At 44.0% G+C, this 9565-nt stretch carries 9 protein-coding genes; 8 read left to right on the top strand and 1 reads right to left on the bottom strand.

All coding sequences use genetic code 11. The features are described 5' to 3' along the window. Window positions 1-247: 247 nt before the first annotated feature. Entirely contained in the window at window positions 248-1843 is a 1596-nt protein-coding gene (locus DCC82_RS02925) for a CTP synthase (RefSeq protein ID WP_015865340.1), read from the top strand. 56 nt (window positions 1844-1899) lie between these two features. On the opposite strand, the gene DCC82_RS02930 is transcribed toward DCC82_RS02925, so the two are convergent. Next, the gene (locus DCC82_RS02930; protein WP_015865339.1) at window positions 1900-2430 is read right to left on the bottom strand and encodes a DUF2529 domain-containing protein; all 531 of its coding nucleotides are present in this window, start codon (window positions 2428-2430) and stop codon (window positions 1900-1902) included. 148 nt (window positions 2431-2578) lie between these two features. Here DCC82_RS02930 and DCC82_RS02935 point away from each other — a divergent pair, with 148 nt between their 5' ends. From DCC82_RS02935 to rpmE, 7 genes are all read left to right on the top strand, one after another. Further along, window positions 2579-2941, top strand: a complete 363-nt coding sequence (locus DCC82_RS02935; protein WP_062678145.1) for a response regulator — start codon at window positions 2579-2581, stop codon at window positions 2939-2941. 168 nt (window positions 2942-3109) lie between these two features. Continuing rightward, window positions 3110-3973, top strand: a complete 864-nt coding sequence (locus DCC82_RS02940) for a class II fructose-bisphosphate aldolase (RefSeq protein WP_015865337.1) — start codon at window positions 3110-3112, stop codon at window positions 3971-3973. 114 nt (window positions 3974-4087) lie between these two features. Then, a complete protein-coding gene (fsa, locus tag DCC82_RS02945; RefSeq protein ID WP_015865336.1) occupies window positions 4088-4729 on the top strand; it encodes a fructose-6-phosphate aldolase in 642 nt (213 codons plus the stop codon). A 33-nt stretch (window positions 4730-4762) separates the two neighbouring features. Beyond that, window positions 4763-6049: a UDP-N-acetylglucosamine 1-carboxyvinyltransferase gene (locus DCC82_RS02950; protein ID WP_081188490.1), complete on the top strand. Its 1287-nt coding sequence runs from the start codon at window positions 4763-4765 to the stop codon at window positions 6047-6049. Between the two features lie 27 nt (window positions 6050-6076). Continuing rightward, window positions 6077-7039, top strand: coding sequence for a class II fructose-bisphosphatase (glpX, locus tag DCC82_RS02955; protein WP_062754452.1), 963 nt, complete (start codon window positions 6077-6079; stop codon window positions 7037-7039). Between the two features lie 263 nt (window positions 7040-7302). Continuing rightward, on the top strand, window positions 7303-8577 hold the full coding sequence (gene rho, locus DCC82_RS02960) for a transcription termination factor Rho (RefSeq protein ID WP_015865333.1): 1275 nt from the start codon (window positions 7303-7305) through the stop codon (window positions 8575-8577). A gap of 160 nt (window positions 8578-8737) precedes the next feature. After that, window positions 8738-8938, top strand: a complete 201-nt coding sequence (gene rpmE, locus DCC82_RS02965) for a 50S ribosomal protein L31 (RefSeq protein ID WP_015865332.1) — start codon at window positions 8738-8740, stop codon at window positions 8936-8938. Window positions 8939-9565 lie beyond the last annotated feature (627 nt).

The raw sequence follows: 9565 nt of genomic DNA on the forward strand, positions 1-9565 counted from the left end.
TACCAACTGTGGATAATTTGAAAATCCCTATTTTGACGAAAAACTTTGAAATATACTCTTCATAGCTGAGACGAGTAATATTCTCTTGACTTTATCCATGGAACTATGTAAAATCTTATCTGGGCTCTTAAAAACAGACAGTACAAATATATCGCTCCCTTACATATACGTAAGCGGAGCGTTTTTTATTTTTGTATTTGGCACACACTTAAACTGTTATATATATTTCGGCAGGGGGGAACGCAATATGACAAAATATATTTTTGTTACCGGCGGTGTCGTATCATCGTTAGGAAAAGGGATTACGGCGGCGTCGTTAGGCCGGTTATTAAAAAATCGCGGCTTGAACGTAACGATTCAAAAGTTTGACCCATATATCAATGTAGACCCGGGAACGATGAGTCCGTATCAACATGGAGAAGTGTTCGTTACCGACGATGGCGCAGAAACAGACCTCGATTTAGGACACTACGAGCGCTTTATTGATATTAACTTAAATAAATATAGCAACGTAACAACGGGAAAAATTTATTCCGCTGTGATCAAAAAAGAGCGCCGTGGGGATTATTTAGGAGGAACGGTGCAAGTTATTCCGCACATTACGAACGAAATTAAAGAACGAGTATTTCGGGCCGGTCAAGAAACCAATGCGGATGTTGTCATTACGGAAATTGGCGGAACGGTCGGCGATATTGAGTCGTTGCCATTTTTAGAAGCGATTCGCCAAATCAAAAGCGACGTTGGCCGCGACAATGTAATGTACATTCATTGTACGCTTGTTCCATATATTAAAGCGGCTGGCGAAATGAAAACAAAACCAACCCAACATAGCGTAAAAGAACTACGGAGCCTTGGCATTCAACCAAACATCATCGTCGTTCGCACCGAGATGCCAATTTCTCAAGATATGAAAGAGAAAATTGCACTATTTTGTGATATTGATCCGAAAGCGGTCATTGAAGCGCGCGATGCGGATACTTTATACGCCGTTCCGCTTATGCTACAAGAGCAAAAATTAGACCAAATCGTTTGTGAACATTTGAAGTTAGACTGTAAAGAAGCGGACATGACGGAATGGAAGGCGCTTGTCGAAAAAGTGCGCAATTTGTCACGGACAACGAAAATCGCGCTTGTCGGAAAATACGTGGAATTGCAAGATGCGTACATTTCTGTAGTAGAAGCGTTGCGTCATGCCGGATATGCGTTTGACACCGATATTGATATTAAATGGATTAACTCCGAGCATGTAAATAAGGAAAACGCAGCCGACTTATTGAGCGATGCGGACGGCATTCTCGTGCCAGGCGGATTTGGCGACCGCGGCATTGAAGGGAAAATTGAAGCGATTCGTTACGCGCGCGAGCAGAAAGTTCCATTCCTCGGAATTTGTCTCGGAATGCAGCTTGCTTCGATTGAGTTTGCCCGCAATGTAGTGGGGCTGAAAGAAGCTCATTCCGCTGAATTTGACCCGAATACACCTCATCCAATTATCGATTTATTGCCGGAACAAAAGGATATAGAAGATTTAGGCGGAACGCTTCGACTAGGTCTTTATCCTTGCAAATTGTCAGAAGGAACGCTTGCCTACGAAGCATATCAAGATGAAGTTATTTATGAACGCCATCGCCATCGTTATGAATTCAACAATCAATATCGTCAAATAATGGAACAGTACGGATTCGTCTTTTCCGGTACAAGTCCAGATGGCCGTCTCGTCGAAATTATTGAGCTAAAAGATCATCCTTGGTTCGTCGCTGCCCAATTCCATCCGGAATTTACATCACGGCCGACAAGACCGCAGCCATTGTTCCGTGATTTTATTAAAGCATCATTAAAACAATAACTGTGGTTGCACAAAAAAGGACTATCTTCCGCATAGGTTAGATAGTCCTTTATTATTTACTCGTATTCTTCTAAAATGTCGTAAATGGTAAGCAACAGACAATAGTATGCAAACGAGGCTGTAATGACCGTCGGGAAGCCAATGCGGCTGCCGTCGTCTTTCGGAACGATCGGCTTTAGCAATTTGCTATCGATATGGACATCGACAATGTCAACTAGTGACGGTTGCTCGTCTTTGACCACAGCGGAAATGGCGGCAATTTCAAGACCTTGTTCTTTTAATCGTTCGGCAAGACGGATGGCGTCTTTATCATTGGAAAATCGCGCAATCAATAAAACGCGATCCGTTTCATCGATATCATTGCGAAGATGGCCATTTTCCATTAAGCGTACCGCTTTTGGAAGTTTATCTTGTCCGCAGAGAGCCTCGATGACAACGGCTTCCATTTCGTGAAATCCGTGAAGCAAAATGCGCCCGTCTCCGATGATCGCCTGTGCGAGCAGACGCGCTCCATCCTCGAATGCCATTTCTTCTTCTTCGGCAATTTTTTTCAAATAACCGATCATTTGAGTCGTAAAAATTTTCACTGTTCGTCCTCCTTTCGTTGCTATTATATAATAAAATGATTTGCTAATTGGAATTTATCCAAATGCAAAAAATTTGGCAGGAAAATAACTGAACGATGCGAAACTAATAACATGGAAGAAAAACAAAGAATTGAGGTGCATAATAGAGATGGGCAGTAAAATTTTAATTGTTGATGATCAATACGGGATTCGCATTTTGTTAAATGAAGTGTTTCAAAGAGAAGGATATACGACATATCAAGCCGCTAATGGCATGCAAGCGCTGGAAATTGTCCGCAAACATCAACCCGATTTAGTGTTATTAGATATGAAAATTCCTGGAATGGATGGAATTGAAATATTAAAGCGATTAAAAGAAATTGATCCAGATATTAAAGTGATTATTATGACTGCTTACGGAGAACTCGATATGATTCAGGAAACAAAAGAATTAGGTGCGATTATGCATTTTGCGAAACCGTTTGATATCGATGATTTGCGCGAGGCAGTAAAAAAGCATTTAGTTTCGTAAGAAAGTTGTCATAGTTTGCTCTAAGTTACAATGTTGCTGTTTTGTTTATAAGTTGGTATGCTTATTAACGTAAGACTATTGACGCCTTTCATACATATCCCCCGTTGGAATGACGCATAGCTATATTGAAGAAAGGCGAAGACGTTAAAGCATAAGGAGGATTTTACTATGCCTTTAGTATCCATGAAAGAAATGCTTAATAAAGCGTTGAAAGAAAAATACGCTGTCGGTCAATTCAACATTAATAACTTAGAATGGACGCAGGCGATTTTAGCCGCGGCAGAAGAAGAAAAGTCACCGGTGATTCTCGGAGTGTCTGAAGGCGCGGCGCGTTATATGAGCGGTTTTAAAACGGTAGTAAATATGGTTAAAGGATTAATGGAAGATATGAATATTACCGTTCCGGTAGCGATTCATCTTGACCATGGTTCTAGCTTCGAAAAATGTAAAGAAGCAATCGATGCCGGTTTTACTTCTGTCATGATTGACGCCTCCCATCATCCATTTGAAGAAAACGTCAAAATCACCTCTCAAGTGGTGGAATATGCTCATGCACGCGGTGTATCGGTAGAAGCAGAATTAGGTACGGTCGGCGGCCAAGAAGATGATGTTATTGGGAAAGACATTATTTATGCGGATCCGAAAGAATGTGAAGAATTAGTCAAACGGACGGGAATTGACTGCTTGGCTCCTGCATTAGGTTCTGTGCACGGTCCGTACAAAGGGGAGCCAAAATTAGGTTTTGCGGAAATGGAACAAATTCGTGATCTAACTGGCATTCCGCTCGTGCTTCACGGTGGTACAGGCATCCCAACAGAACAAATTCAACGTGCTATTTCTCTCGGTACATCCAAAATTAACGTCAATACAGAAAACCAAATGGCATTTACAAAAGTCGTCCGCGAATTGTTAGCAAAAGACGAAAAAGTATATGACCCTCGCAAAATTATCGGTCCTGGCCGCGATGCGATTAAAGCGACAGTGATCGGGAAAATGCGCGAGTTTGGTTCTTCCGGAAAAGCAGTCCAATAACATTTTCATTGGTAAAAAAGGAAAAACCGCCTAACGGAACAACGAACGTTGTGACGTTATCGCGGTTTCCTTTTCTTGCCCCATCAATGATAAAGATAAAGGGAGGATATCGCCATGAAATTTTTTATCGATACGGCAAATTTAGAAGAAATTAAAAAAGCGAATGAGCTTGGGATTTTAGCCGGTGTGACGACAAACCCTAGTCTTGTTGCGAAAGAAAATGTCCCATTCCATGATCGTCTTCGCGAAATTACGTCCATTGTTTCTGGGTCGGTTAGCGCGGAAGTGATTTCCACGGATGCAGAAGGAATGATCGAAGAAGGCGAAGAACTAGCAAAAATTGCCCCGAACATTACGATTAAAGTGCCGATGACAAAAGAAGGGCTTAAAGCGGTAAAGGTATTTAGCGAAAAAGGAATTAAAACGAACGTTACATTAATTTTTACAGCAAACCAAGCACTATTAGCAGCACGTGCCGGAGCAACATACGTGTCTCCATTTCTTGGTCGTCTAGACGATATCGGTCATAACGGTTTTGAACTCATTTCCACCATCGCCGACATTTTTAATATCCACGGAATCGATACAGAAATTATCGCTGCCTCCATTCGTCATCCGCTTCATGTAACGGAAGCTGCACTAAGAGGAGCGCATATCGCTACTGTTCCGTACAAAGTATTAATGCAATTGTTTAACCATCCGTTGACGGATCAAGGAATTGAAAAGTTTTTAGCAGATTGGAATCGGCAAAAATAGAAGTCAACTTCTCGTTAAAGAAGGGAGACTATAATGGAAAAAATCAAAATTATCGGCGGTGATCCGCTGCAGGGAACGATCAAGGTAAGCGGCGCAAAAAATAGCGCCGTTGCCCTCATCCCTGCTACGATTCTCGCTGATTCACCGGTTACAATCGAAGGATTGCCGGACATTTCTGATGTGCGAATTTTAGGCGACTTAATTAAAGAGATTGGCGGAACGTTCCATTTCGATGGCAAAAAAGCGGTCATCGATCCGACCAATATGGTACCGATGCCGCTGCCGAATGGAAAAGTAAAAAAATTGCGTGCTTCGTATTATTTAATGGGAGCAATGCTTGGTCGTTTTAAAAAAGCGGTTGTCGGGCTGCCAGGAGGCTGCCATCTAGGTCCGCGCCCGATTGACCAGCATATTAAAGGCTTTGAGGCGCTAGGAGCGAAAGTAACGAACGAGCAAGGTGCGATTTATTTGCGCGCGGAGGAATTGCGAGGTGCCCGTATTTTTTTAGATGTGGTAAGCGTAGGGGCAACGATTAACATCATGTTGGCCGCGGTGCGCGCCAAAGGCCGGACGATTATTGAAAACGCTGCAAAAGAGCCGGAAATTATTGATGTGGCGACATTGCTTTCCAACATGGGAGCAAAAATTAAAGGCGCCGGAACCGATGTCATTCGCATCGACGGTGTTGAGAAATTATCAGGATGTCGTCATTCGATTATTCCGGACCGCATTGAGGCTGGTACATATATGATTGCTGCGGCAGCGATGGGGAAGGAAGTAATCATCGATAACGTTATTCCTCAGCACGTTGAATCATTGACCGCAAAATTACGCGAAATGGGCGTGCATGTGGAAACGAGCGACGATCAAATCCTTGTTTCTAGTGTACCAGCTTTAAAAGCAGTAGATGTGAAAACGCTTGTTTATCCTGGTTTTCCAACCGATTTACAGCAACCATTTACAGCGCTTTTAACAAAAGCGCAAGGGACAAGCATTGTGACTGATACGATTTATAGAGCCCGCTTTAAGCATGTCGATGAGCTCCGTAGAATGAATGCGAACATAAAAGTGGAAGGCTGTTCCGCCATTATTACCGGTCCGGTTCGGCTGCAAGGCGCAAAAGTGAAAGCGAGTGATTTACGCGCAGGCGCGGCGCTTGTGGTTGCAGGTTTAATGGCAGAAGGGCTTACGGAAATTGCGGGAGTAGAACATATTGACCGCGGATATAGCAATCTTGTCGAAAAGTTAACCAACATAGGCGCAACGATTTGGCGAGAAAAAATGACGGATGAAGAGATTGAACAAGTCAAAAATGCGTAAGCGACAAAGGGGAAGGGGGAAGTTCCGATGGAAAGAAGTTTAACAATGGAACTTGTTCGTGTCACGGAAGCAGCTGCCCTCGCCGCCGCCAGATGGATGGGGCGAGGCAAAAAGAACGAGGCAGACGAAGCAGCAACAACGGCCATGCGCAATGTATTTGATACCGTTCCGATGAAGGGAACGGTCGTCATCGGTGAAGGAGAAATGGACGAAGCACCGATGTTATATATCGGAGAAAAGCTCGGCAACGGCTATGGACCTCGTGTGGATGTTGCAGTAGATCCGCTAGAAGGAACAAATATCGTTGCTTCCGGCGGTTGGAACGCATTAGCGGTCGTTGCGGTGGCGGACCATGGCAATTTGCTTCACGCTCCTGACATGTACATGGATAAAATCGCCGTCGGTCCTGAAGCGGTCGGAATGATTGATATTGAAGCACCGGTGATTGATAATTTAAAAGCGGTTGCAAAAGCGAAAAACAAAGATATTGAAGATGTCGTTGCCGTCGTATTAAACAGGCCGCGCCATGAACGGCTCATCGCTGAGCTAAGAGAAGCGGGAGCGCGCATTAAGCTGATCAATGACGGCGATGTTGCCGCTGCGATTAATACCGCATTTGACCATACAGGTGTAGATATTTTGTTCGGTTCTGGCGGGGCGCCGGAAGGAGTATTGGCTGCGGTAGCACTGAAATGTTTGGGAGGAGAAATTCAAGGAAAATTATTGCCGCAAAATGAACAGGAAGTAGAACGATGCAAAAAAATGGGGATTGATGTAACGAAAGTGCTTCGCATGGAAGATTTGGTGAAAGGCGACGACGCTATTTTTGCCGCAACTGGTGTAACAGATGGGGAATTGTTGCGAGGCGTTCAATTTAAAGGTGCATATGGCGAAACTCACTCCGTTGTGATGCGTGCGAAATCAGGAACCGTTCGTTTTATTGAAGGGCGGCACAGCTTGAAGAAAAAACCAAATTTAGTCATCAAGTAAAAGCGAATGCCAGCGGGGCGAAAAAGGTTCAACCTGTCGCCCTTGCTTATTTTATATCACGAAATAAAAAACTGTTGATTAAAAAACGATAAAAAGGGTAAAATAGTCATGCTGCGTGTGCGTAAAATAAGCTCTGCCATTTCTACTTCATTTTCAGCCTTCATCGCCTTCTTTTCATCCCATCCGTTTTAAAATTCATAATAAATTGAAGGTTTGGAGTGAGTATGGAAGAACATGAAAAATTGCAAAAGTGTGGTGTCGAAATGGAGTTAACACTTTCTACATTAGAAAATATGAAACTGAAAGAGCTCTATGAGCTTGCTCGCCAATATAAAATTTCTTATTACAGTAAGCTAACAAAAAAAGAGCTTATTTTTGCCATTTTGAAAGCGCGTGCGGAACAAGATGGATTGTTTTTTATGGAGGGCGTGCTTGAAATCATTCAATCAGAAGGATTCGGCTTTTTACGTCCGATCAACTATTCCCCAAGCTCCGAAGATATTTATATTTCCGCGTCACAAATTCGCCGATTTGATTTGCGAAACGGGGATAAAGTGTCTGGAAAAGTGCGTCCTCCAAAAGAAAATGAACGCTATTTCGGATTGCTTCATGTCGAAGCAGTCAATGGCGAAGACCCAGAAGTCGCAAAGGAACGTGTGCACTTCCCGGCATTAACACCTTTATACCCAAATCGACAAATGAAATTAGAAACAACCCCGGACAAGCTATCAACGAGAATTATCGACTTAATTGCCCCGGTCGGATTCGGGCAGCGCGGATTGATTGTAGCTCCTCCAAAAGCGGGAAAAACGATGTTATTAAAAGAAATCGCCAACAGCATCACGACCAATCATCCAGAAGTAGAACTCATTGTTCTCCTCATTGACGAACGTCCAGAGGAAGTAACAGACATCGAGCGGTCGGTCAATGGTGACGTTGTCAGCTCGACGTTTGACGAAGTGCCGGAAAATCATATTAAAGTAGCGGAATTAGTGTTAGAAAGAGCGATGCGTCTTGTCGAACATAAACGAGATGTCGTTATTCTTATGGATAGCATCACTCGTTTAGCACGCGCTTATAACTTAGTCATCCCGCCAAGCGGCCGCACGCTTTCAGGGGGGATTGATCCGGCTGCGTTCCACCGTCCGAAACGGTTTTTCGGGGCGGCCCGCAATATTGAAGAAGGCGGCAGTCTAACGATTTTAGCTACTGCTCTTGTTGATACAGGTTCTCGTATGGATGATGTAATATACGAGGAATTTAAAGGCACCGGAAATATGGAACTCCATCTTGACCGATCGCTGGCGGAGCGGCGTATTTTCCCAGCCATCGATATTCGTCGCTCAGGTACGCGTAAAGAAGAGTTGCTCATTCCGAAAGAGCATCTTGAAAAATTATGGGCGATTCGAAAAACAATGTCTGATTCCCCGGATTTCATTGAGCGGTTCTTAAGCAAACTCCGTCAAACAAAATCAAACGAAGAATTTTTTGCGATGCTTGATGAAGAATGGAAAAGTAATGGAGCCGTGCGAATTTAATAGAACCGAGGGAAGAAATCGGCAAAAATCACTGGTTGCAAAAGAACATTAAAGTTGTTATAATTTTACCATGTGTGTTTTGACAAACGCCAAAATATGATAAAAATAATGATATACAAACTCTGTTTCGAAATGATACAGGGCGGAAGGAGTGAAGATCATGAAACCAGGAATTCATCCAGAGTACAAAAAAGTAATCGTACGTTGCGCATGTGGAAACGAATTTGAAAGCGGTTCTGTAAAAGATGAATTGCGTGTAGAAATTTGCTCCGAATGTCATCCATTCTTTACAGGACGTCAAAAATTTGTTTCTGCTGCAGGACGTGTCGATAAATTCAACAAAAAATACGGCTTGAAATAAGAAAAGCGGAAGCGGCGCGATTAGCCTTCGAAGCCAAATGTTCTTCACCCGCAGGGGTGCTTGTCACCCCAAGGGGGAAGGTTATTTGGCAGAAGAAGGCTAGCCGCTGGAGCTAGACAATAAAGAAAAGCGGAGGGCGCCCCAATTTCGCCTAAAGGCGGCCCACGTCCTGTGGGCAACGGCGAAATGTCGCCGTCGTGGCTCCGCGACACGCGCTGGAGGACCCGCGAGGAGGCTCAGACCAAACAAAGTTTGGTCTTGCGTGGCTGACTCAGAGAGGTCTCCTCAATTTGTCGCCGCCACAGCGGGGCCGAAGCGTCGCGAGCCGATAGCGCCCGGAGCTAGACAATAAGAAAAGCGGAGGCGAGCTGCTTAACCGCGAAGGGCAAATGTTCTTCGCCCGTAGGGGTGCTTGCACCCTGAGGGAGAAGGTTATTTGACCCCGAGCGGTTGCGAGCCGAGCTGGACAATAAGAAAAGCGAAGGGCGCTTAAGCGTCTATCACGTCCTAACAAATTTCATGAAAAACAGGCAAGCGGCTGATTCTTGCCTGTTTTTTTATCTTAATTAGGCGAGAAGACTACCACTTCAACGAAGCGAAGCGGAGTAAGTGGGAGATGAATCGCCT

Source organism: Geobacillus sp. LYN3 (genome assembly GCF_003064505.1).
In the GTDB taxonomy this organism is placed as follows: domain Bacteria; phylum Bacillota; class Bacilli; order Bacillales; family Anoxybacillaceae; genus Parageobacillus_B; species Parageobacillus_B toebii.